Here is a 25,503-nt window from a genome sequence, read left to right on the forward strand (position 1 = left end):
AGCTTATGAATCTCGACGACCTCATCGCCGGCCGCTCGCACGACCCGCACGGCGTCCTCGGCGCCCACCCCGTCGGTGGCGCTGGTGCCGGCTCCGGGGCCGAGACGACCGTCGTCCGGGCCATGCGCCGCGGCGCCGGCACCGTGTCGGTCGTCGTCGACGACGAGCGCCACCCGATGCGGCAGGTGCACGACGAGGGCGTCTTCGAGATCGAGCTGCCCGGCGTCGTCACCGACTACCGCATCGACGCCGACGGGGTGCTGACCGACGACCCGTACCGGCACCTGCCGACCGTCGGCGAGCTCGACCTGCACCTCATCCAGGAGGGCCGGCACGAGCGGCTGTGGACGGTCCTCGGCGCGCAGACCCGCCCCGGCGGCGTCGCGTTCGCGGTGTGGGCGCCCAACGCCCGCGGCGTCCGGGTCGTCGGCGACTTCACCGGCTGGGGCCCGCACGACGGCTGGCCGATGCGGTCGCTGGGCGGCAGCGGCGTCTGGGAGCTGTTCGTGCCGGGCGCGCAGGCCGGCAACCGGTACAAGTTCCGGCTGCTGACCCCCTACGAGGGCTGGGTCGAGAAGTCCGACCCACTCGCGCAGCACACCGAGGTGCCGCCGGCGACCGCGTCCGTGGTCTACCGCTCGACGTACGACTGGAAGGACGCCGACTGGCTCGCCCAGCGCGCCGACCGCCACAACCACGAGGCGCCCATCAGCGTCTACGAGGTGCACCTCGGCTCGTGGCGCCCCGGCCTGTCCTACACGGAGCTCGCCGACCAGCTCACCGAGTACGTCACCGACCTCGGCTTCACCCACGTCGAGTTCCTGCCGGTGATGGAGCACCCGTTCGGCGGGTCGTGGGGCTACCAGGTCACCGGCTACTACGCGCCGACCGCCCGCTTCGGCCACCCCGACGAGTTCCGCCACCTCGTGGACCGCCTGCACCAGGCCAACATCGGCGTCATCCTCGACTGGGTGCCGGCGCACTTCCCGAAGGACGCCTGGGCCCTCGCCCGCTTCGACGGCACGCCGCTGTATGAGCACGGCGACTGGCGGCGCGGCGAACACCCCGACTGGGGCACGCTCATCTTCGACTTCGGCCGCGCCGAGGTCCGCAACTTCCTCGTCGCCAACGCCCTCTACTGGTGCGAGGAGTTCCACGCCGACGCGCTGCGCGTGGACGCCGTCGCCTCCATGCTCTACCTCGACTACTCCCGCGAGCACGGCCAGTGGGCGCCGAACCAGTACGGCGGCCGGGAGAACCTCGACGCGATCTCCTTCCTGCAGGAGACGAACGCGACCGTCTACAAGCACCACCCCGGCATCATGATGATCGCCGAGGAGTCCACGGCGTGGCTCGGCGTCACCCGCCCCACCGACTCCGGCGGCCTCGGCTTCGGCTTCAAATGGAACATGGGCTGGATGCACGACACCCTGACCTACGTCGCCAAGGACCCCGTCTACCGGCAGTATCACCACAACCAGATGACGTTCGCCACGGTGTACGCGTGGAGCGAGAACTACATGCTGCCGATCAGCCACGACGAGGTCGTGCACGGCAAGGGCTCCCTCATCGGCAAGATGCCCGGCGACCTGTGGAAGAAGCTCGCCAACGCCCGGGCGCTGCTCGCCTACATGTGGTCCTTCCCCGGCAAGCAGCTGCTCTTCATGGGCTGCGAGCTCGGCGACGAGCAGGAGTGGAGCGAGGAGCGCGGCCTGGACTGGGGCCTGCTGCAGGACCCGCAGCGCGCCGGCCTGCAACGCCTCGTCCGCGACCTCAACGCCGTCTACCAGCGCACCCCGGCCCTGTGGAGCCAGGACGTCACGCCCGACGGCTTCCGCTGGATCAACAACGAGGACTCCGGCGGCAACGTCTTCTCCTACCTGCGCTGGGCCGCCGACGGCTCGGCGGTCGCCGTCGTCGTCAACTTCGCCGCCCACCCGCACGAGGGCTACCGCGTCGGCCTGCCCTTCGCCGGCCGCTGGGCCGAGATCCTCAACACCGACGCCGACATCTACGGCGGCTCGGGCGTCGGCAACCTCGGCGCCGTCGAGGCCACCGCCAAGCCGTGGAACGGCCTGCCCGCCTCCGCCGAGCTCCGCATCCCGCCCCTCGGCGCCCTGTGGCTCAAGCTCGGCTGACCCGCACTCACCCCGTGAGGCCCGCGGCGTCGGACGCCGCGGGCCTCCCGGCGAGATGACGGCGCGGAGGGCAGCGGTCGCCGTGGTGGTGGCGGTCCTTGTGCTGCTCGCCGGCTGTGCGGGGCCGGACTTCCGGCGGGGTGGCCCACCGCCCTTCGTCGTCGGCACGGCCGGTCCCGACCGCGCCGCGCTCGCCCGCTGGTCGGACTTCCCGGCCGGGCGGCATCCGCGGCCGGTCGTGCTGCTCGGCGACCCGGCGTCGGCCGGTGCGGGATTCACCGACGGCGCCGCGAAGCAGGCCTTCGCGGCGAAGCGGTTCAGTGTGACCGCCGCGCTGCCCGCCGGGTCGGCGACCGCGACCGTCGCGCTGCCGGACGGGCCGGCCGAGCTCGGTGTCATCGGCGCCGCCGCGGCCGTCGCGGCGCTGGCCCGCCCCCTCGCCGGCTCGGCCGACCCCGTGCTCGTGCTGGACCAGGTCCGGTACGCGCCGGCGACGTTCCCCACCGACCGGGGGCCGCTGGCCCTGCCCGCGTGGCAGTTCTCCGGGCCGGGCGTGCTCGGCGCGATCGCGTGGCCCGCCGTCGACCCGGCGGCGCTGTGGCGGCCCGGCGAGAACCCGGACGCCGGCACGACCGCCGTGATCGCCGGCGACGACCGTACGCTGACCGTCGCGCTGCTCACACCCGCCGGCGGGGCCTGCCCGGGCAGCCCCGTGGTCGCCTTCACCGCCGAGGCGGTGGCCTCCCCGGCGGCGGTCGCCGTCGGGCTGCGCGCCGCGGGCACCGGGTCGGTCGTGCCCGGGCCGACGCGCGACGACTGCGCCTCAGACGACGTGCTCCGCTACGCCCAGCACACGCTCGTCCTGGACGCCCCGCTGGGCGGCCGGGTCGTCCTCGGCCCGGACGGTGCGGTCATCGCCGTGCGGAGGGCGTGACGCCGGGCTGAGCGCCGAAGAGGGCGTCGAAGACCGGTAGTGGGTTCATCGCCGTGTACGACCTGGCCCGGTCCCCCGCGATCAGCGCCGAGCAGGTGGGGTCGACGACGACCGCGAGCGGCTGCTGCTCGCGGAACGTGAAGACCAGGCTGACCTGGACCGGCAGGGTGATCGGCAGGCAGGCCTGGTCGGCGGGGACGGCCGGGAGCGCGTTGAGGATCGCGGTGAGGCGGTCGACGTCGGTGGTGAGGACCTTCGGCGGGGTCAGGCCGGTGACCGCGGGGGCCGTGCGGGCCAGCGGCGTCTCGCAGCGGGTCACGGTGGTCGCGCCGAACGGCACGAGCGGGCCGCCGGCGTCGGTCGGCGGGCCGCCGGCGAAGCGGATGCGGACCTCGGCGCAGTTCACGGCGCCCCAGGCGGCACCGGACGCGAACGGCGACGCCCCGGGCGACGGCGGCTCCATCGACGGCGACGGCGGCGCGGGCCCGGTCACGGTGCCGGCGAACGGCCCCGTCGCCAGCCCGGACGGCGACGCCGAACCACCCGGCGAGCCGTCCAGCGGGCCAGGCGGCGACCCGTACACCTGACCCGGCAACGACCCGTCCAGCGGACCTTGCGGCGACCCGTCGGGCGGGCCGGATCCGGGGCCGGACGGTCCTGGCGGCGGTGGGGCCGGCGCGACCTGGGCGGCGAGGGACGGGCCGGCCGGCGCGCCACGACCCGAACCGGCCAGCATCGCGGCCCCGCTCGCGGCGACGGCGGCGACCACTGCCCCGGCCACCGCCGGGGCGCGTCGGAGGACGGCCATGAACCCCAGGCTAGACGGGCTGCGCGGTCCCGGTGGCGGGTTGCCAGGGCTGCACCCAGGGCGTCGCCGGCCAGCCCTCCGCGGCGGCCATCAGCGGCCAGCAGGTGGCGCCGTCGACGGCCTCGCGGACGATGTCGGCGTGGCCGGCGTGGCGGGCGGTCTCCTCGATGAGGTGCAGCAGCACCCAGCGGACCGACCAGGCGTCCACGTCGTCCGGGAACCACGGCACGCCCTTCGGCACCGGCACCGACTGCCCCATGTCGGTGATCCCGGCGACCGCCGCGTCGGTCTCCTCGCCTGCCTTCACGTAGTCGGCCAGGACGTCCGCGAGGGTCTCGTCGGCGCGCAGCACGAACCCGTCCTCGTAGTCGACGGCGGGCGAGGGCCGCTGCAGCATCGTCGCGACCCAGCTGCGCTCCATCTGGGCCAGGTGCTTGACGAGCCCGCCGACGCTCAGCGTGCTCGCGACCGGCGCGAGCCGGGCCTGCTCGTCGGTGAGCCCGAACGCCGCGATGCGCACGCCCTGGCGCTGCTGGTCGAGGAACGCGAGCAGACCTGAACGCTCGTCGGCGACCGGAGGCACGTTACCCGGCATGACAGGACCCCTTATTTCGCTTATTTCGCTTGTTTCGCTTGTCAGGGTCCATCCTGCCGACCATTGCGGACAGGTTCCGTCCTTTACCTCAAACGGGGGTCGGCGGCAGTGGCAGCGGCAGGCCCGGCAGCCCGTCGATGCTGACCCCCACGTGCTCCTTGCTCTCGAAGTACGCGCCGAGCGAGGCGTCGTCCTCCCGCGCGAAGCGCTTGCCGTGCAGGTCGCGGTCGGCGTCGTACGTCATGAACGGCACCGCGTAGCCGCACGTGTCGCGGATCAGCTCGGCGTGCACGACGATGATCGCGCGCAGGCCGTGCTGGGTCGTGTCGATGCCGGGGAAGTGTGCCACGAGCCCGGACCAGCGCGGGTCGTCGCGGAACACCGGCTCGCCCCGGCCGTGCACGCGCACGATGTTGGGCGGGCCGTCGAAGGCGCACCACATGAGCGTGATCCGCCCGTTCTCCCGCAGGTGGGCGACGGTCTCGGCGTTGCTGCCGGCGAAGTCGAGGTAGGCGACGGTCAGCTCGTCGATGACGGCGAACGAGCCGGTGAGCCCCTTCGGGGACAGGTTGATGGTGCCGTCGCCGGACAGCGGCGCGGTCGCGGTGAAGAAGATGTGCTGCGCCTCGATGAAGGCCCGCAGCCGGCCGGCGATACGTTCGTAGACCTTGCCCATGCCCGCCATCGTCCGCCGCCCGCGACGCCCCGTCAGGCCCCCTGTCCCGTATACCGAGCGTGACGGTCCTTACAGCGGCACCCATCGCCGGCCCTTACAGCGGCACCATCGCCGGCGCGGCGGTGCTCTCCCGGACCACGAGCCGCGTGGCCAGCTCGATCCGGGTCGACTCGAGGCGCTCACCGGCGATGATGCGCAGCAGGGTCCGGGCCGCGGCGACACCCATCTCGTGCAGCGGCTGGCGGACCGTGGTCAGCGGCGGCGCGGTCCACTCGGCGAAGTTGAGGTCGTCGAAGCCGACCACGCTCACGTCGTGCGGCACGCCGAGCCCGGCCTGCCGCAGCGCCTCGTAGACGCCGGTGGCCTGCTGGTCGCTGCCGGCGAACACGGCGGTCGGCGGGTCCGGCAGCGCCAGGAAGCCGGCCATCGCCCGCAGCCCGCCGTCGTGGTGAAAGTTTCCGTACCGCACCAGGTGCCGGTCCGCGGCGATCCCGGCCGACTCGAGCGCGGCACGGTAGCCGGCGATGCGGGCGCGGGTGCACTGCAGCTGCTCCGGCCCGCCGATCGCGGCGATCCGCCGGTGCCCGAGCCCGACGAGGTGCTCGGTCGCGGCGTACCCACCGGCGAAGTTGGTCGCGCCGATCGAGGCCACGTCCGGCGGCGGCTGGCTCACCCCGTCCACGACGACGAACGGCATGCTCCGGCGCGCCAGCTCGGCCCGCTGGTGCTCGCTGAGCTCGGACAGCACGAGGATCGCGCCCTGCGACCCGCGGGCCAGCAGCGACTCCAGCCACCGTCTGGTCAGGCTCTCCCGGTTGTGTACCGCGGAGACCACCAGCCCGAGGCCCGCGGCCTCCACGACCTCCTCGACCCCGGTCAGGATCGACAGCCCCCAGACGCTGTCGAGCTCGTTGATGACCAGGTCGACCAGGTCACTGCGGCGCCCGGGCCGGCGCGACGCGTGCGGCCGCTGGTAGCCACGGTCGGCAAGCAGCTGCTCGATGTGCTTGCGGGTCGCGTTCGAGACGTCGGTGTGCCCGTTGAGGACCTTGGACACGGTGGAGATCGCCACGTTGGCCTCCCGCGCGATCTCCGCCATCGTCGGCCGTTTCGTCACCATGCCGCAACCTTTCGAACGGCAACACAGTGATGGGGACCGTACACCCCGGGAAGCAGTACCGAAATACCCCCGAAACTTTCGACGCCCAACGAGCGCCCACTCACCACCGGAACCGGACCGCCGCTTGACGCGCTGACGGCGGGGAGTTACGGTCGGTGCAGGACCGACAAGAAGTTTTTTCGGTGATGCTAAGGTGGGTTAGTCGGCGCGCCACCGGAACCAAGCACCAAGTCCGATCTCACAGCGATCTGATCTCACAGCGATCTGATCTCACAGCGATCTGATCTCACAGCGATCTGATCTCACAGCGATCTGATCTCACAGGGCGATCTGACGAGATCCGCCATCAGACCGCCCACGAGATCCGCCGTCAGCCCGGCAGCCCGGCACCAGCCCAGAAGGCCGGCATCAGCCATCAGTCCAGGAATTGCACAAGGTGTAACACGACCACTGAGCTCGGGCACGTGGACGGCCGGCATCCGCCAGCAGACCGCCCACGGAACCGGCCATCAGTCCAGCAGACCGCCCACGGGATCGGCAATTAAGTCCAGCAGACCGGCGCCGGGATCAGCCGTCAGCTCAGCGGCCGGCCATGGGATCAGCCATCCATGAGGTCGGCCATCAGTCCGATAAGCCGGCGCCGGGATCGGCTGTCAGTCCAGCAGGCCAGCCATGGGACCAGCCATCCATGGGGTCGGTCATCAGTCCAATAGGCCGGCGCCGGGGATCTTCGGGGACAGGGGCGGGCAGTGCGTGTGGGTGGCGGCGGCCAGGCCGCCGCACTGCGCGGGCAGTCCGGCGAGCAGGTTGTGGTCGTAGACGAGCAGCGCCCACCGGCCGAAGTCGTGCCGCTCGACGGGCACGCCGAACTGCGCGACCGCGGCGTCGACCGTGCCGTACCGGGCGTGCTTCAGGTCGATGACAAGGAACCGGGCGTCGTGCTTGGTGGCGTCGTACCAGTCGGCGTCGGACTCCCAGCGGTACGAGCGGATGTCGGGGCCGATCACCGGCGCGACCTGCGCCCGTCCGTTGCTGGCGAGGGTGATGACATTGGAGCCCCAGTAGCTGCCGAGCCCGTACCGGAGGTCGTGCGCGACGAGGTACTCCGCGACCTCGTGCGCCTCCGGCGGCTGCGGCTTCGCGCCGGCTGACTGGGTCGCGAACGCGACGACGAGGATCACGCCGGCGACGGCCCCGATCCGCCGTACGGCGGGGGCGGCCGTGAGGAGCCGGTCGCCCCACACCCTGGCGGCGAGGACCGCGCCGAAGGGCAGCACGGCGACGATCTGCCGGGCGCTGCCGATGTCGCCGGCCTGCGTGGAGGCGATGAACGCGGACAGGTTGACCAGGATCGCGGCCGTCAGGACCTGCGCGATCCGGTCACCGCCCCCCGGAGAACTGCCGTCCGGGGAAGCGCCGTCCGGGGACGTGCGGAAGAACCGGACCACCGTCGCGCCGAGCGCGGCCACGACGAGCAGCAGCAGCGCCAGGTTGACGAGCCCGGCGGCGAGCGCGAGCGGCCCGTCCAGCGTCGGCAGGTACGCGCCGTAGTTGTGTGCGGTCGCGTTCACCGCCGTCACCACGTGGTCGCCGAGCTCCGCGGCGGGGCTGAAGCGCGCCACCGGCGAGTGCACCGAGAAGCCGCCGGCCCACCAGACCAGGGCGAGCAGCGCGTGCGCGAGCACGACCGACCCGGCGGCGGCGGCGAGCAGGTGCGCGTCGGTGCCGCGCCAGGTCCGCCCGCGGATCAGCCGCGCCGCGCTCACCAGCGCGAGCGGCACCGCGCCGATGAACATGGCCAGCGGGTCGGCGACCTGCGCGAGCGCGAGCACGACCAGCACCCCGACGGGCCACCAGCGGCGCAGTGGCGTCGCCGACCTGCGGTCCACGAGCAGCCACGCGAGCAGCAGCGGCACGGCGGTGCCGGTGTGGTCCGGCGCATACAGCACGACCGCCCACCCGCCGTGCGGCTGGGGCACGAGCAGGGTCGCGACGACCACCGCCACCCTCGCCCACGCCGCGCGCCCGGTCGCGTCGCCCTTGGCGGCGAGCGACGCGAACACGATCAGCAGCAGGTAGGTGGTCGCCGACGCCACGTGCACGACGCGCTGGTCGAGACCGAAGAAGACCTCGATCAGCGCGTACTGCAGCAGCTCCGTGCTGTAGAACGACACGTCACTGAGCGTCCAGCCGCGCAGCAGCACGTCACCGTGCAGCATGTCCCAGGCCTGCAGCGCGTTGGCGGCGGCGTCACTGTTGGTGGGGGTGGCCCGCGCCATGCGCAGGTAGCCGAGGAGCAGGACCGCCAGGCCGGCGACGACCGCCCCGACCGTGACGAGCCGGGTCTTCCGGCTTGTCGTCGCCGCCGGTGTACGAACACCGCCGGGCTGGACACGTTGACGCGGGATTGTGGGCAGGGTCGCCCGCTGGGCGGGCCCCGTCACCCCGCCGAGAGTTGGGCTCACACAACCTCCGACGCATTCCCCCCGCCGCGCGGTTGGCGGCACCCAGTGAACGTGATCTACCTGTGATCACGCCCGGGCTATTCTCCTGCACCCGCGCAACGGTCCGGTGTCTGCTGTCCGGGATGTGTCCGAGACCTCTTCCCGGCCATTGACGATCACCTTCGTAACTATCAGCATCACTGTGTATGTGTGGGGTGATACTCGGGGTGATCCTGCCGGTCGGCGCCGTATGGTGGATGACGCAGCTGGACTCCACCGCCGGCCGGGTGGCCGTGTTCTTGCCCGGGTTCGTCGGCTACCCGAAGCTCGTCAAGGACTCCTACCGCGGCATGGGCCGCCTGCCGGACGTGTCCGTGGACCCGCGGCAGGACGGGCTGGCCGCGGTGGCCTTCTCGCCCGACGGCACGCTGGTCGCCACCGGCGGCGCCGACTGTACGGTGCGGATCGCGGACGCGCGGACCGGCGAGGACACCGGGGCAGACCGGCCGGCGCCGGGCGGCTGGGTCATGGCGGTCGCGTTCACCCCCGACGGCCGGAGCCTCGTCACCGGCAGCGCCGACGGCCTCGCCCAACGCTGGGACGCCGCCACCGGCGCGGAGCTGACCACCATGTCCGGCCACACGGCGCCGCTGAAGTCCGCCGCGGTCTCGCCGGACGGCCGGCTCGTCGCCACCGGCAGCATCGACCTGACCGTGCGGCTGTGGGACGCCGCCACCGGCGACCCCCTCGCGGTGCTGACCGGGCACTCGGGCCACGTCGAGAAGGTGCTGTTCTCCCCCGACGGGCGCACCCTCGCCAGCGCCGGCTTCGACGGCTCCGTGCTGCTGTGGGACGTGCCGTCACGCACCCGCCGCGCCACCCTGCGCGGGCACCGCGCCCAGGTCATGGCGCTCGCCCACTCCCCCGACGGCACCACCCTCACCGCCGGCGGCCTCGGCGGCGTGGTCCGCCTGTGGGACGTCGCCACCGGCACCCTGACCGGCTCCCGCAACCCGGGCGGCCGCCGCCGGGTCCTGTCCCTCGCCTGGGGCCGCGACGTGCTCGCCATCGGCTGCGCGAGCGGCATCATCAAGCTGCGCCCCGCGCCCGGCACCCCCGATCCCCGCTTCCTGAACACCGGCACCCGCCTCGTCAACGCCCCCGCCTTCCACCCCGACGGCACCACCCTCGCCGCCGCCGACGGCAACGGCCACCTCCACCTGTGGCACAACGTCACCACCACCCCGGCGCCGTGACCCCTCGGGCCGTCCCGCCACCGCCCCGCCCGGGGCGGACGAACACCACCGCGTCCGCAGGAGACGTCCACAGCAGACGTCCACAGGACAACACCGCACACATGCTGCGCCGACCCATCCACACGCGCCGCGGCACCCTGGCTCAATGGGGCAGGATTGCGGCATGGTGGACGCTCCCCAACCCGACTGCTGGCCCGGGGTCTGACAAAATCTGAGGCATGCAGGGACGGGGAAACCGGTTCGGTGAGGTCGCGGCGGTGTACGACGACGCCCGGCCGGGCTACCCGCCGGAGGTCGGCGCGGCGATGGCGTCCTATGTGGAGCGTCCACTGGAGACGGTCGCGGAGATCGGCGCCGGCACCGGGCACGGCACGGCGGTGCTGCTCGGGCTGGGGGCGCCGGTCACGTGCGTCGAGCCGGACGCGAGGATGGCGGCGGTCCTCCAGGCCCGGTTTCCCGCGGTGACGGTGGTGGTGGCGCCGTTCGAGCGGTGGGTGCCGCCGCCGGGCGGGGTGTCGCTGCTCGGCTGCGCGATGGCGTGGCACTGGCTCGACCCGCAGACACGCGCCAAGCGCGCGTTCGACGCGATCACGCCCGGCGGGGCCCTTGCCGTGTTCGGGCACCGGTACGCGTACGCCGACCCGGCGCACGAGGCCGCGATCGATGCCGCGTTCCGGACGTTGCGTGACGACGGCGTGCGGCCGCGGCCCGACACCTGGGCGCGGGACGACATCGCGGCGGCGGGCCTGTTCACCGGCGTGGAGCTGGTGCAGATGGGCCGCGAGCTGCCGATGACCACGGCGGAGTACCTGCGGCTGGTCCGCACGTTCGGCCCGTTCCGGGCCAGGACACCGCAGGAGCAGGAGACGCTCCTCGCCGCGCTGGCTCGGACGCTGGACGGCCTCGGCGGCGGCACGACCCTCGACCTGCGCACGACCGTGACGCTCGCCCGCCGGGCAGGGAACGCCTGACCGGAGGAGAATCGGGATCATGTATGTCATCAAGGAACGGTTCTTCGACATCGGTGACGACTTCGACATCACCGACGACTCAGGCCGCAAGGTGCTGCACGTCGACGGCAAGGTGCTGAGCCTGCGTGACAAGCTGGTCATCGAGGACCTCCACGGCGCCGAGGTCGCGTCGGTCCACCGGCAGCTGATCGCGCTGCGGCCCACGTACCAGATCAGGATCGCCGGCGAGGACGCCGCGGAGGTCCGCAAGAAGCTGTTCACGCCGTTCCGCGAGAAGTTCACCATCGACGTGCCGGGCGACGGCGACCTGACGATGAGCGGTGACCTGTTCGACCACGAGTACACGGTGGAGCGCGACGGCCGCGAGGTCGCCTCGGTGTCGAAGCGCTGGCTGAGCATCCGCGACAGCTACGCGGTGCGCATCGCCGACTCGGAGAACCACGTCCTGATCCTCGCCGCGGTCCTCGCGCTCGAGCTCGCCACGCAGCGCGAGAAGGACGAGGAGCGCAAGAAGAAGGAGCAGCAGGACGACTGACGTGCCGCCGCCGCCGGGTGTCCGGTGGCGGCAGCACACATCAAAGGCCGCACACATCAAGGTCAGAGGCGGACGGCGACGACCGTGTACGGAGTGGTCGGCGTCGGCGGCGTCGTGAAGCGGGCGTTCGGCAGGTACAGCCGGTTGCCGAACCTCGCGACCGTCGTCGGCACGTCGAAGCGGGCGTCGGTCACCGACGCGATGACGGTGCCGGCGCGGCCGTCCTTCGACAGTTTCACCGAGGTGAGCAGGTTGAGGCGGTTCTGCACGACGTACAGGGTGCGGCCGATCGTGAGCAGGCCGTCGCCGTTGACGAGGGCCAGGTCGCCGATGCGGGCGGTGACGCCGGACGCGGGGTCGATGCGGAACAGGTAGCCGGTGCTGGACTGCACGGCGATCAGGGCGCGCCCGTCCGGGGTCTGCGTGATGCCGTTGAGGTTGAGGCCGTTCGGGTCGAGGACGAAGTCGCCGGTGAGCGGCAGCGTCTCGAAGGTGGCGGGCAGGGAGCCGTCGCGCCCGAGCGGCAGCCGGTAGACGACGGCCTTGTTGGAGTCGGTGAAGTACGCGGCCCGCGGGGTGAGCACGACGTCGTTGACGAACGTGGGCGCGGTCGCGAACTGGTAGGAGCGCAGGACGGCGCCGGTGCGCAGGTCGATGACGCGGGCGTTGCCGGCGTTGCCGCCGGCGACGAAGAGGCGGCCGCGCTGGTCGGTCTTCATGCCCAGCGACGGGGTGCCGACGGCGGGGCTGATCACGGTGCCCTTGCCGGTGACGAGGTTGGCGCGGTAGATGCGGCCGTCCGCGCGGGAGCCGAGGTACGCGAAGGGCCCGGGACCGGTCGCGATGCCCTCGGGCTGGAACCCTTCGGGGAGATCCAGCACAGCGGGCGAAACGGGCGAGGCCGACGCCGGCGCGGACATCAGTACAGACGCCAACACCACGGTCAGGATGGCTGTGACGCGCAGGAATTTCGACATGTCGTGGTGTACCCCGAATTCAGCTGGTCGCGTTCATGTGCCGGCGGATCCGTTCGACGGTGTCCGTGGGCGGGGCGAGGAACTGCAGGCCGAGCTCGGGGTGGGGGCCGCGGGCGATGCAGTGCACGACCTGGCAGTGCAGGCGGGTGGGTGTGCCGTCGAGCATGAGCTCGACGTCGAGGGTGCCGCCGGTGCGCAGGTCGAGGGTGCCGTCGGCCTGGCAGCGCAGGCCGCCGTGGCTGAGGTCCTGCAGCTGGGCGGGGACGACGTCGCGCCCGCCGGCGAGGCCGAGGCGGACGGGGCCGGTGGCGGCGATGCGTTCGGCGTGGCGGCGTTCCAGCTTCTCCGCGAGCGCCGACATCTGCTCGATGCGCTCCATCGTGCCGTTGACCTGGCGGTCCAGGACCTCGACGACGCTGTGCTGGTCGACGGCGACGTGCCGCAGGACGCCGGTCGCATCGCCGATGCCGCCGACGCCGGCGACCATCGCGGCGATCGTGTTCGTCATGTCGGCGGCGCTGCGCTCGAGCGTGGTGAGGGTGGCGGCGATCTGTTCGGTGGACTGGGCCGTCGTGCCGGCGAGGTCCTTCACCTCGTTGGCGACGACGGTGAAGCCGCGGCCCGCCTCCCCGGCGCGGGCGGCCTCGATGGTGGCGTTGAGGGCGAGCAGCCGGGTCTGCGCCGCGATGCCGGCGATGAGCTGGGTGGTGCCGTCGACCTGGCGGAGGCTCTCGCCGAGCGCGGCGACGACCTGTTCGGCGCGGCGGGCCCGCTCGACGACGGACGCGGTGGCGTGGTCGGCCTCGGTGACCCGCTCGTCGATGGTGCGGGCGGCGTCGCGGACGGCGTCGACCTGCGCGCGGACGTCGCGCAGCTCGCGGGAGATCTCGCCGACGGACTCGTCGACGACGCCCTGGGCGCGTTCGCGGAGCTGCCGCTGCGCCTCCCGCTGCTGTTCGAACGACGCGTGCAGCTGATCCTCCCGGACGTGCTGGGCCTGGCGCAGCTCCGCGTCCTGCTCGGCGAGGCGGCCGCGGGCCTTGCGCAGGGCCCGGCCGAGGTCGCCGAGCTCGTCGCGCCCGTCGGGCAGTTCCCGCTCGGCAAGGTCGCCGTCGGCGGTGGCGACGACGCCGTCGCAGGCGAGGTTCACGTCGTGGCGGGTGCGCCACCAGACGGCCGCGGCCAGCCACAGCGCGATGACGAGGCCGGCGGTGGTGGCGGTGAGGTTGATCAGCCGGTCCTGGCGCAGGTGGTCGAGCCGGGTGCCGAGCAGCCGGTTCAGGGCGGCGATGGCCGGTTCGACGGTGGCGACGACGGCCGCGGCGCCGTCGAACGCGGTCGGGCCCGGCTCGGTGAGCGTGGCGGTGAGGGTGGCGCCGAGCGCCTCGACGGCGTCCGCGGCGGCGCCGAGCGTGGTGAGCCGCTGCGCGAGCGACGCGTCGCCGGTGTCGCGGGTCGCGGTCTGCACCGCCTCGCGGATCTCGCCGGCGGTGCCGTTGAGGGTGCCGGCCAGGACGGCCTGGGCCGCGACGCGGTCGTGGTGGGGTGCGGAGGTGTCCTGGGCTGCCGCGCCGGTGGCCGCCAGGATCGCCTCGGGCAGCAGCCCGATCAGGATGCCCGCGACGTGGGACGTGTCGAGGTCCGGGTCGAGGGTGAGGTTGGACGTGTTGCCGGCCTCGGTGATGAGCGCGGCGATGGCCTCGGCCGCCGGCAGCTTCCCCTGGGCGGCGGTGACGGCGTTCATCTCGTCCGACAGGCCCAGGCGCGGGTGGCCGGCGACCTCGGTGCGCAGCCGGCCCAGGTCCGGGGTGCGGCCGGCGGCGAGGTCGGCCATCGCGTCCAGCGCCGGATGGACCACCTCGGTGCCGTCGACCTCGGCGCCGGTGAGGTCGATCTGGTGGTTGATGGATCCGGTGTACGCCCAGGTGGCGCCCAGGCCGGGGATCAGCAGCACCACGCAGAGCACCGCGAGGCGGGTGCTGGTGCGGACCCGGTCCGCGAGCCAGAGTGCCGGCGCGAGCAGGACCGGCCGTCCAGAAGCGGTCACACCGGGTGCATCGGCGGTGCGGGACGGTTGTTGAGCGTTTCGGGCCCCGCCGGTACATCGGCACCGGCGGGGCCTGAGACGTCAGAGGAAGCGGTACGCGGTGCCGCCCCGCACCGGCGCGACGCGCACACCGGCGCTGGGGTTGGCGGCCTCGACGACCTTGCCGCCGCCGATGTAGATGGCGACGTGCCCGGAGGTGTGGATGACGTCGCCCGGCATCCACTGCCCGGACGGCACGCGCCGGCCGCGGGCGGCGATCTGCTCGCTCTGGTGCGGCAGCTTGATCCCGACCCGGGCGTAGGCGGCCGACACCAGGCCGCTGCAGTCATACGTGTTCGGCCCGGAGGTGGCGTACACGTAGCGCTTGCCGACCTGGGCGAGGGCGAAGGACACCACGGTCCCGGCGGCGCCGGAGGACGGCTTCACGGTGGACCCGCCCGATCCTGAGCCGGTCGACTTCTTCGGTGCCGCCGTCTTCGGCGCCGGCTTGGCGACGTTGACCGAGGGCTGCGCCGGGGGCGCGGGGCGGGTGTCGGCGTCGTGGGCGCCGGGAGCGGTGCGGGTCTGCAGCCGCAGCGTCCGGTAGGCCTTGTCGGCCCGCTCGTAGGCGGCCAACTGGAGCTCCTGGTCGGCGAGGGTGCCGGCCGAGTCGACGCTCAGTTCGTTCGGTGGTGCTGGTTGGGCCGCGGCGGCCGAGGGGCCGAGCCAGACGGCGGTGAGGGCGAGTGCGGCGGTGCCGGCCGCGATGCGGTGCAGGGGCTGGCGTGCGTTCAGGATGACTCCACTGTCGGCCCGGTGCTCTCATGCGTGTCTCGGGATGCCTGCCGCTGCGGAAGCCGGACGGACCCGAAGTACCGGGCGAAACGGACGATGTGGTTACCGGCCGTCATGAGGGCCGTCGGCGACGCTAACCGCAGCATCCGCCCGACGTTGGCGGGCGTGAAATCATTCACAGCCACGATTGCCCGCCTGCACCCTGGAATGGCCGTATTTGTCCGTACCGAACGGCCGACCGGTCCGGAGCCGACCGGCCGACCCTGTACGGCGACCGCGCCCACCTGACCGAATCAACCGCATATGCTGCATTCATGGGGATTTCGCGGACGCTGCGGAGGGGTGTCGCGATCGCGGTCGTGCTCGCCGCGGCCGCCTGCGGCGGTGGCGGTAACGACGGGCCGGCCGCCTCCGCCAGCTGCGCGCCCTACGCGGACTACCAGGGCCACCGCGGCACCACCGTCAGCGTCTCCTCGTCGATCCGGGACGTGGAGGCCGACAAGCTCGCCAAGGCCTGGGAGGCGTTCCAGGCGTGCACCGGCATCTCCATCAACTACACGGGCTCCGCGGACTTCGAGACCGCGCTGCCCACCCGGGTCAAGGCCGGCGACGCGCCCGACCTGGCCCTCTTCCCGCAGCCGGGCCTGCTGACGAGCATGGTCCGCGCCGGCGCCCTCAAGCCCGCCGGCACCGAGGTCGTCGCCAACGTCGACCGGTGGTTCTCCGCGGACTGGAAGCGCTACGGCAGCGTCGACGGCGTCCTGTACGGCGCCCCCGTCGACGCCAACGTGAAGTCCTTCGTCTGGTACTCGCCGAAGTACTTCGCCGCGAAGGGCTACACGGTGCCGAAGACGTGGGCCGAGATGCTCACGCTCAGCGACCGCATCGCCGCCGACGGCGTGAAGCCGTGGTGCGCCGGCATCGAGTCCGGCGCCGCGACCGGCTGGCCGGTCACCGACTGGCTCGAGGACACGCTGCTGCGCACCGCCGGACCCGACGTCTACGACCGGTGGGTCGAGCACCGGATCCCGTTCGACGACCCCGCCGTCGTCGCCGCGCTCGACCGCGTCGGCGGGATCCTGCGCAACCCCGCCTACGTCAACGGCGGCTACGGCGGCGTCGACAGCGTCGCCACCACCGCGTTCCAGGAGGGCGGCCTGCCGATCCTGCAGCAGGAGTGCGCCATGCACCGGCAGGCGTCGTTCTACAGCACCTGGTGGCCCTCGACCGCGAAGATCACCGAGGACGGCGACATCTTCGCGTTCTACCTGCCGCCGGTCGACCCCGCGGCGGGATCGGGGGCCGGCCGCCCCGTCCTCGGCGCCGGGGTGTTCGCCGGCGCCTTCACCGACCGCCCGGAGGTCCAGGCGCTCGCCGCCTACCTGGCCACCCCCGAGTTCGCCGACCGCCGGGCCGTCAGCGGCGACATCGTCAGCGCCAACAAGGGCCTCGACCGGTCGCTGCTCACCTCGCCGGTGGCGAAGCTGTCCGCGGACCTGCTCGCCGACCCCGCCGTCACGTTCCGCTTCGACGGCTCCGACCTGATGCCCGCGACCGTCGGCGCCGGCTCGTTCTGGACCGAGATGACCGCGTGGGTGAAGGGCACCCCCACGGCAACCGCGTTGCACCGGGTCGACGCCACATGGCCCGCTTAGCTTCCGCCGCCCCGAGCCGATGTCAGCGGCGTGTACGACCGGATGCGGCGCTGGACGGCTGACCGCCGGATCGCCACGAAGATCATGAGTGTGTCGCTCGTCGTCACCGCGATCTTCACCGCGTCCGGCGTCGTCGGCCTGCTCAACCTGCGCCGGCTCGTCGCCGAGCAGGACCACGAGTACAAGGTCAACGTCGTCGCCCTGGCGCGGATGACCGCGGTCCGCTCCGCCGTCGGCTCCCAGCAGGAGTCCGTGCTGTCGTACATCCTGTCGGAGCCCGGCTTCTACCGGGACAGCTACGCGGAGATCATCGCCGACACCGACAAGGCCATCGACACCGACGTGCGGGCGCTGACCGTCATCGGGCTGTCCGCCGCCGAACACGAGAGCCTGCGCTCCTTCGCCGCGACGATCACGATGTGGCGCACCGCCCGCGACGCGGCGCTCGACGCGGCCCGCGACGGCGACCAGCGCAAGGCCGCCTCCGTCATGCTGGTGCGCTCCGAGGCGATCGCCCGCGCCGTCAAGGACCGGGCCAGCAGCTTCCTCGACCAGCTCGTCGACGCCGTCGACGACGGTGCCCGCAGGACCAGGGCCAACAGCGTGCGCACCGCCCAGCTGATGGGCCTGCTGCTCGCCATCGGCGCGCTCGCCGCGGTGCTGCTGTCGGTGCTCGCCGCCCGCACCATCTCCAGACCGCTGCGGGAGGTCGTCGACGTCCTCGCCAGAGTCGCCCGCGGCGATCTCAGCCGCCGGGTCGAGCTGGACCGCGCCGACGAGGTCGGCCAGATGGGGCGCTCGCTCAACGAGACGCTCGGCGTGCTGCGCGGCGTGTTCGAGGAGGTGCACCACCGGGCCTCCCACGACGGGCTGACCGGCCTGGCCAACCGGGCGCTGCTGCGCGAGCGGCTCGGCGCGGCCCGCGGCAACGCCCGCAGCGGACTGCCCGTCGCGATGCTGCTCGTCGACCTCGACGGCTTCAAACAGGTCAACGACGTGCACGGGCACGCCGCCGGGGACCACCTGCTCACCGTCGTCGCCGAGCGGCTGCTCGCCGGGGTCCGCGCCTGCGACACCGTGGCCCGGCTCGGCGGGGACGAGTTCGCGGTCCTGCTCGACGGCATGGACGCCCGCTAGGCCCGTCTTTCGCACATGGTTGTGAGCGGTGGCTTGTGGTTCACCAGCGGGGTTGGGTTGGGTCGGTGTTGAGTAGGGCGAGGAGTTGGGCTTGCAGCCATCCGGGTTGGGGGATCCTGGGTGGCTGGCGGTCGTGTGCGGGGATGAGTCGTAGGTCGTGGAGGGCTTGCAGGATGAGCCGGCCGGTGGGTCTTATCGCGCGGTTGTCGTAGGCGTAGAACCCGATCATTTCGGTGTCGGGGGCGAGGTTGGTGCGGACCTCGCGTTCGATGAGGCTGAAGATGAGCAGGGCGAGGCAGATGACGGTGATGAGTGCGGCGATGCGCCGGTTGTGCCGCAGGAACATGGGAGCGACCGCGAGGGGCCTTTGATCGTGGCGTAGCGCTGTTCCACGGCGGGTTGGTTCTTGTAGCGGCGCAGGATCTCCGCGGCGTCGGATTCGTCGGGTGGCAGGTTGGACAGCAGGGCGTACCAGCCGTCGGTAGCGGCTTCGGCGTCGATCGCGGCCTGGTCGTAGTGCCAGGCGAAGATTGGTTTGCCGGTGTCGGGGTGCTCGGTGATCCGGGTGCGCAGGTAGCTGCTGATGCGGCGGTGCCGGCTGATCTGCTCAGCTTTGGCGGTGACCGCTGCGGTGTCGGGGTGGTAGCGGGTGCCGGCGGTCCGGGTGAGGGTGTCCAGCTCGGTGGCGGCTCTGCCGAGTTTCAGCGTCCTGGCCTTGACCGCGGCGGCGGCGTTGGCGGTGGAGTGGACCAGGACTCGGCGCAGGTGATGGATCGGGTCGCGTTTGCGGGGGCCGGGGATGTCCATGACGTCCTCGATGACCCGGTAGCCGCCGCGCCGGTCGGCGGGCTTGGCGGCGTCGCGTAGGGCGGTGTAGTCCACCGGCACGGCTGCGGCCGGGTCGAGTCCGGCGAACAGCCCGGCAGGGACCCGGGCAGCGGCCAGGGGTGCGATGAACCCGACCCCGGCATCGGCCATGGCGGTGATGTTGCCGTAGGACAGCAGTTTCGAGTCCCCGACCAGCAGGAACCGGCGGGGTCCGGCCAGAGCCTGCAGGCGTTGCATCGCTTCGACGACCTGGGAGATCTCCCCGGCGCCGCCGTCGTAGGCCTGGTGGAAGATCGGGACACCGCCATCGGAAGCGACCGCGATCCCGGCCTGGATCTGTTTCAGATCGGTGCGGCGGTCCTTCGGGTGTCCCCATCCGGGTGCCGGGAACCCGTCATCGACAGTGTCGTAGGCGCCGTGCAGCGAGACGCTGGTCATGTCCCAGTGCAGCCGGGCCACGTCGATGCCGAACGCCGTGATCGCTGCCGCGCCGACCGACCCGATGATCTGATCCAGGTGCGGGGCGATCGCGTCCAGAGCCCGGGCGAGACGGTCATCACCGAGGACCGCTGCCGGCATCCCATACACCTCCTGAACCGCCCACGCCTGCGCCCACCCGGCGATCCCCACCATCGCCGTGGGGTTCGTCAGCCGGTTCGCGATCAGGACCTCGATCACCTGACCATGCGTCGCGTCGGCCAGATCCCGGATCGGGCACGCCCGGTCGATGACCCCGGCGATGTCCAGACGACGGGAGAACTCCGCGATCACCGGCAACGACCCCAACCGCTTCTCCAGCACCGGCACCGCGACAACCTCAGCCCGCCGCCCGGACACCACCCGACGACCCCGAGACCCACCACCAACACCCACCCACCGACCTAAACACCCCAACCCGCCAACACCCACACCGCCACTCACAACGATGTGCGAAAGACGGGGCTAGGACGTGGACGCCGTCGCCGGCCGCCTGCTCGCCGCGCTGCAGGTCCCGACCGAGCACAACGGCGCCACGCTCACCCCGCGGGCCAGCGTCGGCGTGTCACTGTGGGACGGCGAGGTCCCGATCGACGAGCTCATGCACGACGCCGACGTCGCCATGTACGCGGCGAAGACCGGCGGCAAGGGCCGCGTCGCCCACGCCCCGTGCCCGCAGCGCGCCGCCTACCGGAACGCGTCCGCCGGGTCCGCGTAGGCCATCATCAGCACGACCTTGCCGTCCTCGACGGTGAACACGTCCGCGACCGTCGCCGACGCCGGCGTGCCGTCGCGGAGCGCGCCCCACACCCGGTGCACGATCACGATCTGGTCGCCGCGGCGGTGCGCGACCGGCTCGGAGTGCAGCTCGCCCCAGCCGTCGTAGGAGTTACGCAGGTACGCCGCGACCGCCGCCGGCCCGCGGTGGTGTCCGCCGTCGGGGAACTCGTCCGGCTCGACCCAGTCCACGTCCGGCGCCAGGTCCCGCACCGCGCCGTCGATGTCACCCCGCGCGAACGCGGCGTAGGCGCGCAGCACCAGCGCCAGATCGCTGTCCAGCTCCTCCTCGGTGGGTGACCCACCGCCCGCACCGCGCTCCGGTGCCGGCGGGTCCTGTTCGGCCTCCTTCGCCGTGTACGACCCGCCACCCTCGCCGCGCTCCTCCACAGTGGATGACCCGCCGCCCGTGCCGCGCTCCTCCACAGTGGATGACCCGCTATCCGCGCCGAGCTCCTGCGCCGTGTCGGAACCGCCGCTCGCGCCGAGCTCCTCCGCCGTGTACGACCCGCCGCCCGCGGTGTGCTCCGGGGCCGGCAGGTCCGGCACCCGGGAGAACAGCCTGCCGCGCCCGTGCAGGCCGGCCCGCGCGGTCACCGGCAGCGCCACCAGGCACACCCCCTCCGGGACGGCGAGCCGGCCGGTGCCCCACCGCACCCAGATCGCGACCCGCCCGGCGGCGGCCTCGGCGGCGAGCTTGTCGACGGTGCGCTGCCGGTCGCCGTGGTCGACCTCGACCACCACGGGCGGGCCGCCGGGCCGCGCGCAGGCGACATCCAGGACGGAGCGCTGCCGCTCGTACGGTGGCGGCAACGGCAACACGCTCGCGGCGCGGCGATAGGTCCGCCAGCCCTGCCCCTCGGCCCACGCCACGACCGCCTCGACGAGCAGCCCGGTGACCTCGTCGGCGCCCCGGTCGGCGAACGTGACGGCCTCAAGTGCCTCGGTGAGGGACGCCGCTATGTCCATGATGAAACGCTACAAGGACGACGCCGCAGGGCGGTCAAAGGTTGAAAGCGCAGCAGATGGGATTTGTCATGTTGAATCGGTCATGGCGCGTGGTTAGCGTCCAGACCATGACGAACAAGCTCACCCGCCGCGCCGCCATCGCGCTCGGCGCCGGGGCCGCGGCCGTCCCGCTCGTCGGCTCACCCGCTTCGGCGGAGGCGGCGACGACGGCGGCAGGGTCACCCTCCGAGCGCATCCGTCGCGTGTACGAGCGGCAGAAGGCCAAGGCCGGCGGCACCTGGCACGCCCACATCGCCCTGGTCGACGCGGCCGGGGTGCCGCAGCCGGTCGTCCAGGACGACGCCGACCACGTCACCAAGGGTTACAGCGTGCAGAAGCTCGCCGTCGCCACCGCCGTCATGGACAAGATCGACCGTGGGGAGCTGCGGCTGGACCAGAAGCTCGACCTGCAGGCCGACATCATCCTCGGCGGCACCGGCATCTACTTCCTGCACACGGTGTGGGGCGACGACATCACGGTCGCCAACTTCCTCACCGCGATGCTGCTCGTCTCCGACAACACCGCGGTGCGCATGTGCGGCCGGGTCGTGCCGGCCCTGGAGATCAACGAGATCCTCGCCGCGAAGGGCTTCACCCACACCAGGGTCGAGCCGGTCGCGAACCCGAACCGGTTCTTCCTCGGCGACACCACGCCCCGCGAGATCCACGACCTGCTGTGGCGCCTGGCGACGAAGACGTTGCTGAAGCCCGCCTCCTGCGACTTCCTGCTGGGCATCCTGCGCTGGATCAACGGCTACCACGACGGGATCCGGCGCAACATGTCCTCGGCGGAGCGCAGCCGGGTCGCGTCCAAGTACGGCCAGGACTTCAACACCCTCGGCGCCTCCCGGCACGAGGCCGGGATCATGTTCGGCGCCGACGGCGCGCCCGCCCTCGTCTACGGGCTGTTCGCCGAGGGCCTCGGCGACCTCGACAACTACGGCGCGACGCACCCCGCCGTCGAGGCCCACGCGGTGCTCGGCCGGGCCATGTTCGACGTGGTCGAGCGGGTCACGGTGCCGGCGATCGCGGCGAAGCAACCGCTGAAGCCCTTCACCGCGGTGGACGGGGGCTGACCCGCTCCAGCACCGCCTCCAGCAGAGGCCCGGGTGCCTCGTCGGGGATCCAGTGGCTGACGCCACGCAGGGTCACGAAGCGGAAGTCTCCGGTCACGAAGGCCGCGCACCGGCGGGCGGCGTGACCGGAGATCGCCACGTCGCCGTCGCTCCAGACGAACGTCGTCGGCACCGTGACCGGCCCCAGTCCCTTGAGGTCGTGGCCGGAGATCGCCCTGTACCAGTTGAGCGCACCCGTCAGGTTGTCCGGCTCCGTGGTGGGGTGACCGCCGGCGATCCTGCGCAGCAGCGCGCCACCGCGGGCCGACAGCAGCCGCTCCGGCAGCCACGGCGTGCGGAAGAACAGCATGTACGCCGACTTGAGCGTCTGCGCGACGTCGCGCTTGACCGAGGTCGCGTACGCCACGGGGTGCGGCACGGACACGGCGGTCAGCGTCCGGACCCGGTCCGGGTGCCGGGCCGCGACCTGCCACGCGACCACCGCGCCCCAGTCGTGCCCGACGACGTGCGCGTCGGGCAGCCCGAGCGCGTCGAGCACGGCGACGACATCGGCGACGCACTCGGCCATCCGGTAGGCCCGCTTGCCGTCCGGCCGGGCGTCCGGGGAGTAGCCGCGCTGGTCGAGGGCGAAGGTGCGCAGGCCGGCGTCGTGCAGCCCGCCGGTGATGCCGTCCCACTCCCGGCTGTCCTGTGGAAACCCGTGCAGCAGCAGGACCGGCGGGCCGTCCGCGGGACCCTTTGCGTGCACCTCGAAGGTCAACCCGCGAACGTCGATGCGCATCGGGTGACGGTACATTGAGGCGCATGGTCGATCGGTACCGGTCGCAGTCCGCCTTCAGTGACCCGGGTCCGTACTCCGCGCTGCTCAACCATCTGCCGACGGACATTCCCGGCCTGGTCAGCGTCGTGCGCAACGTCGTCGTGCACTACTTCGCGCAGGGCCTGTCGTTCTCCGGCGTTCGACTTGCCGAGGTCGACTCGCGGTGGGTGTCGCGGATGCTCGCCGCGGACCGGTCCCGGCACACCCGCCCGCTCGGCGCGCCCCGCGAGCCGAAGACCCGCGTCGTCGGCTGCGCCCGCGACTTCACCCTGCTCACCGTCGCCGCGCTGCGCCACCGCGGGGTAGCCGCCCGCAGCCGGATCGGTTTCGCCGGCTACTTCGGCGACGCGTTCCACTACGACCACGTGGTCGCCGAGTACTGGAACGGCGAGCGCTGGGTCCGCGTCGACGCCCAACTCGACCCCGCCTCGACCGACGTCGACACCTTCGACGTGCGGGAGTTCATCACCGCGGCCGAGGCGTGGACCGCGCACCGCCGCGAGGAGATCGACGCCGACAACTTCGGCGCGGATCCGGTCGGCCCGTACCGCGGCCACCGCTTCCTGCTCGACCAGGTCCGCCACGAGCTCGCCCACCGCCAGCGCGACGAGCTGCTGCTCTGGGACGAGTGGGGCGAGGTCGACGAGGAGCTGGCCGACTGGGTCGCCGAGCGGCTGCTCGCCGCCGACGCGGGCGCCGTCGAGGCGGAGCGGGAGCTCGCCGACCGGTACACCGCCGACCCCGCCCTGCACCCGGGCGGCCGCGTCCACTGCGTCTCCCCGAGCGGCCTGGACGCCTGGGTCGACCTCTGACGTCCCGCGGGCCGGCCTCCCGCGGGCGGCTGTCCTGCGGGCGGCGTCAGAAGAGGCCGAGGCGGCCGATCGGGTCGACCAGCTCGCGCTCCTCATAGGCGAGGTGCGACAGCAGCGTGTCGCCGAGCAGGTCGACGGCCTTGCGGACGTCGGCGATGCCGTCGGGCCGCGACACCATGGCGACGAGGGCGGCGTCGACCCGCTCGAGCACGTCGGCGATCACGTGGTGCTCGGCCTCCAGCCGGTCGACGACCGGGACGAGGCGCGGGTCGGCGGCGCGCAGGCGCGGGAAGAGGTTCACGTCCTCGATGGTGTGGTGTGTGGTGACGACCCGGCAGTAGCTCTCGCAGTACGTGCCGAGGGTCCAGGCGTTCTGCCGCATCGTCATCGTGTTGATCATCGACCGGGCCCGGCCGACGTCCATGCCGCCCGCGGCGACCTGCTCGACCAGGTCCCGCAGCTGCTCCAGCTCCTGGCGGAGGTGGTCGTGCACGTCGACCAGGTGCTGCCCGGACGCCCGCTGCGCGGCGGTGAGCGGCGTCCCGGGCACGGGCCCCGCCGGCCGCTGCGACTCGTCCCACAGCGCGACCGCCCCCGACACCTCGCCCGCCGCCGTCACGGACACCACCTCCGGCGCGGCGTCCGGCGCGGGCGCGTCGGTGGCGCCACGGGCCGCGGCCACGAGGCGGCGGGTCTCCGGCACCACGTCCTCGGCGAACGTGCGGAGCACACCGTCCCCGCCCGCCTGCACCATCAGGACGAAGGTGCTCATCCCCTCCCCCAGCGCCAGGTCGGCCAGCTGCGCCGCCCACGTCCTCGGGTGCCCGGCGAGGGGCGCCTGGCCGGGGGCCACGTTGTACAGGCGGCGGATGTCGCCCGGGGAGCGGCCGGCGGCGGTGGCGGCGTCGTCGATGCGCCGGTTCGCCTCGGCCAGCTGCGGCGGCGGCACGTACGGGGCGCTCGGCAGCCACCCGTCGGCGAGCCGGCCGACGAGGCGCAGCATGCGTGGCTTGACACCGCCGATCCAGATGCCGATCGGGTGGGCGGCCGGCGGGCCGGGGTGGGCGCCGCGCAGGCGGTAGTGGGTGCCGTCGACGCGGGCGCTGCGCTCGGTGCTCCACAGCGCCCGGATGACATCGACGGCCTCCTCCAGGGCCTCGAGCGACGCGCCGGGGGTCAGCACCTCGCCGCCCATGCCGGCGATCGCGTCCCAGAACGCGCCGGCGCCGAGGCCGAGCTCGACCCGGCCGCCGGTGAGGACGTCGAGGCTGGCGGCGGCCCGGGCGAGGACGGCCGGCGGGCGCAGCGGCAGGTTGGCGACGTTGGGGAAGACGGTGAGCGTGCTGGTCTGCGCCGCGACGACGGACAGCAGCGTCCACGCGTCCAGGAACCGCGCCTGGTACGGATGGTCCTGCACACTGGTCAGGTCGAGGCCGAGCTCCTCCGTGAGCCGGGCGAGCCGGAGCGTCTCCGTGGCGGTCGCCGCCTCGGCCGGCAGGAACGTCCCGAAGCGCAGCTCGTGCCCGTAGTCGGTCATGCAGATATTCTGCCACACAGACGATTAGGCGTTCGCCTCGTGTGACCGGACGCACCCGGCCGGCGCCGCGAAGCGCGTCCCGCCCCCGGTCTCACCCTTTC

General features: G+C 72.8%; 22 protein-coding genes. 10 read left to right on the plus strand and 12 right to left on the minus strand.

Annotation, left to right across the window (positions count from 1 at the left end):
• The first annotated feature begins 5 nt into the window (after positions 1-5).
• Entirely contained in the window at positions 6-2,138 is a 2,133-nt protein-coding gene (gene glgB, locus ACQEVZ_RS54280; protein ID WP_433386175.1) for a 1,4-alpha-glucan branching protein GlgB, read from the plus strand.
• 85 nt (positions 2,139-2,223) lie between these two features.
• Positions 2,224-3,072 (plus strand): hypothetical protein, encoded by an 849-nt coding sequence (locus ACQEVZ_RS54285; RefSeq protein WP_433383677.1) that lies wholly within the window; start codon positions 2,224-2,226, stop codon positions 3,070-3,072.
• Here the strand turns inward: ACQEVZ_RS54285 and ACQEVZ_RS54290 are convergent.
• The 5 genes from ACQEVZ_RS54290 to ACQEVZ_RS54310 form a co-directional block, all read right to left on the minus strand.
• A complete protein-coding gene (locus ACQEVZ_RS54290; protein ID WP_433383679.1) occupies positions 3,050-3,880 on the minus strand; it encodes a hypothetical protein in 831 nt (276 codons plus the stop codon). The genes ACQEVZ_RS54285 and ACQEVZ_RS54290 overlap by 23 nt on opposite strands.
• Positions 3,881-3,890: 10 nt before the next feature.
• Complete coding sequence (locus ACQEVZ_RS54295) at positions 3,891-4,475, minus strand: DinB family protein (RefSeq protein ID WP_433383681.1); 585 nt, start codon at positions 4,473-4,475, stop codon at positions 3,891-3,893.
• Positions 4,476-4,563: 88 nt separating this feature from the next.
• The gene (locus tag ACQEVZ_RS54300; protein ID WP_433383683.1) at positions 4,564-5,151 is read right to left on the minus strand and encodes a pyridoxamine 5'-phosphate oxidase family protein; all 588 of its coding nucleotides are present in this window, start codon (positions 5,149-5,151) and stop codon (positions 4,564-4,566) included.
• Between the two features lie 94 nt (positions 5,152-5,245).
• Positions 5,246-6,271, minus strand: coding sequence for a LacI family DNA-binding transcriptional regulator (locus ACQEVZ_RS54305; RefSeq protein WP_360570454.1), 1,026 nt, complete (start codon positions 6,269-6,271; stop codon positions 5,246-5,248).
• A gap of 701 nt (positions 6,272-6,972) precedes the next feature.
• On the minus strand, positions 6,973-8,736 hold the full coding sequence (locus ACQEVZ_RS54310; RefSeq protein ID WP_433383685.1) for a hypothetical protein: 1,764 nt from the start codon (positions 8,734-8,736) through the stop codon (positions 6,973-6,975).
• 236 nt (positions 8,737-8,972) lie between these two features.
• Between ACQEVZ_RS54310 and ACQEVZ_RS54315 the strand changes: the two genes are divergently transcribed.
• The 3 genes from ACQEVZ_RS54315 (at position 8,973) to ACQEVZ_RS54325 (ending at position 11,477) form a co-directional block, all read left to right on the plus strand.
• Positions 8,973-9,971, plus strand: a complete 999-nt coding sequence (locus tag ACQEVZ_RS54315; RefSeq protein WP_433383687.1) for a WD40 repeat domain-containing protein — start codon at positions 8,973-8,975, stop codon at positions 9,969-9,971.
• Between the two features lie 218 nt (positions 9,972-10,189).
• On the plus strand, positions 10,190-10,942 hold the full coding sequence (locus tag ACQEVZ_RS54320; RefSeq protein ID WP_433383689.1) for a class I SAM-dependent methyltransferase: 753 nt from the start codon (positions 10,190-10,192) through the stop codon (positions 10,940-10,942).
• 19 nt (positions 10,943-10,961) lie between these two features.
• The gene (locus ACQEVZ_RS54325; RefSeq protein WP_344502222.1) at positions 10,962-11,477 is read left to right on the plus strand and encodes an LURP-one-related/scramblase family protein; all 516 of its coding nucleotides are present in this window, start codon (positions 10,962-10,964) and stop codon (positions 11,475-11,477) included.
• A 62-nt stretch (positions 11,478-11,539) separates the two neighbouring features.
• Here the strand turns inward: ACQEVZ_RS54325 and ACQEVZ_RS54330 are convergent, their stop codons facing one another.
• The 3 genes from ACQEVZ_RS54330 to ACQEVZ_RS54340 all read right to left on the minus strand — a co-directional run bounded on the left by ACQEVZ_RS54330 (position 11,540) and on the right by ACQEVZ_RS54340 (position 15,116).
• On the minus strand, positions 11,540-12,454 hold the full coding sequence (locus ACQEVZ_RS54330; protein WP_344502221.1) for a superoxide dismutase: 915 nt from the start codon (positions 12,452-12,454) through the stop codon (positions 11,540-11,542).
• Positions 12,455-12,473: 19 nt separating this feature from the next.
• Positions 12,474-14,501, minus strand: coding sequence for a methyl-accepting chemotaxis protein (locus ACQEVZ_RS54335; RefSeq protein WP_433383692.1), 2,028 nt, complete (start codon positions 14,499-14,501; stop codon positions 12,474-12,476).
• Between the two features lie 81 nt (positions 14,502-14,582).
• Entirely contained in the window at positions 14,583-15,116 is a 534-nt protein-coding gene (locus tag ACQEVZ_RS54340; protein ID WP_433383694.1) for a C40 family peptidase, read from the minus strand.
• A 473-nt stretch (positions 15,117-15,589) separates the two neighbouring features.
• On the opposite strand from ACQEVZ_RS54340, the gene ACQEVZ_RS54345 reads away from it, so the two are divergent.
• Positions 15,590-16,930, plus strand: a complete 1,341-nt coding sequence (locus tag ACQEVZ_RS54345; RefSeq protein ID WP_433383696.1) for an ABC transporter substrate-binding protein — start codon at positions 15,590-15,592, stop codon at positions 16,928-16,930.
• Positions 16,931-16,960: 30 nt separating this feature from the next.
• Complete coding sequence (locus tag ACQEVZ_RS54350; protein ID WP_433383698.1) at positions 16,961-18,067, plus strand: diguanylate cyclase domain-containing protein; 1,107 nt, start codon at positions 16,961-16,963, stop codon at positions 18,065-18,067.
• A 225-nt stretch (positions 18,068-18,292) separates the two neighbouring features.
• Here ACQEVZ_RS54350 and ACQEVZ_RS54355 read toward each other — a convergent pair whose 3' ends face one another.
• Positions 18,293-19,702, minus strand: a complete 1,410-nt coding sequence (locus tag ACQEVZ_RS54355) for an IS1634 family transposase (protein ID WP_433383700.1) — start codon at positions 19,700-19,702, stop codon at positions 18,293-18,295.
• Between the two features lie 142 nt (positions 19,703-19,844).
• On the opposite strand from ACQEVZ_RS54355, the gene ACQEVZ_RS54360 reads away from it, so the two are divergent.
• Positions 19,845-20,090, plus strand: coding sequence for a diguanylate cyclase domain-containing protein (locus tag ACQEVZ_RS54360; protein WP_433383702.1), 246 nt, complete (start codon positions 19,845-19,847; stop codon positions 20,088-20,090).
• On the opposite strand, the gene ACQEVZ_RS54365 is transcribed toward ACQEVZ_RS54360, so the two are convergent.
• On the minus strand, positions 20,060-21,118 hold the full coding sequence (locus tag ACQEVZ_RS54365; RefSeq protein ID WP_433383704.1) for a nuclear transport factor 2 family protein: 1,059 nt from the start codon (positions 21,116-21,118) through the stop codon (positions 20,060-20,062). The two genes, ACQEVZ_RS54360 and ACQEVZ_RS54365, sit on opposite strands and share 31 nt — an antisense overlap.
• Before the next feature lie 107 nt (positions 21,119-21,225).
• Between ACQEVZ_RS54365 and ACQEVZ_RS54370 the strand changes: the two genes are divergently transcribed.
• Positions 21,226-22,233, plus strand: coding sequence for a serine hydrolase (locus ACQEVZ_RS54370; RefSeq protein WP_433383706.1), 1,008 nt, complete (start codon positions 21,226-21,228; stop codon positions 22,231-22,233).
• On the opposite strand, the gene ACQEVZ_RS54375 is transcribed toward ACQEVZ_RS54370, so the two are convergent.
• Positions 22,211-23,014: an alpha/beta fold hydrolase gene (locus tag ACQEVZ_RS54375; protein WP_354901297.1), complete on the minus strand. Its 804-nt coding sequence runs from the start codon at positions 23,012-23,014 to the stop codon at positions 22,211-22,213. The two genes, ACQEVZ_RS54370 and ACQEVZ_RS54375, sit on opposite strands and share 23 nt — an antisense overlap.
• Positions 23,015-23,037: 23 nt before the next feature.
• Here ACQEVZ_RS54375 and ACQEVZ_RS54380 point away from each other — a divergent pair, with 23 nt between their 5' ends.
• Complete coding sequence (locus tag ACQEVZ_RS54380; RefSeq protein WP_433383709.1) at positions 23,038-23,865, plus strand: transglutaminase domain-containing protein; 828 nt, start codon at positions 23,038-23,040, stop codon at positions 23,863-23,865.
• Between the two features lie 46 nt (positions 23,866-23,911).
• Here ACQEVZ_RS54380 and ACQEVZ_RS54385 read toward each other — a convergent pair whose 3' ends face one another.
• On the minus strand, positions 23,912-25,402 hold the full coding sequence (locus ACQEVZ_RS54385) for an LLM class flavin-dependent oxidoreductase (RefSeq protein ID WP_433383711.1): 1,491 nt from the start codon (positions 25,400-25,402) through the stop codon (positions 23,912-23,914).
• Between the last annotated feature and the right edge of the window lie 101 nt (positions 25,403-25,503).

It is taken from the genome of Dactylosporangium sp. CA-152071 (assembly GCF_050936335.1).
Lineage (GTDB): Bacteria > Actinomycetota > Actinomycetes > Mycobacteriales > Micromonosporaceae > Dactylosporangium > Dactylosporangium maewongense.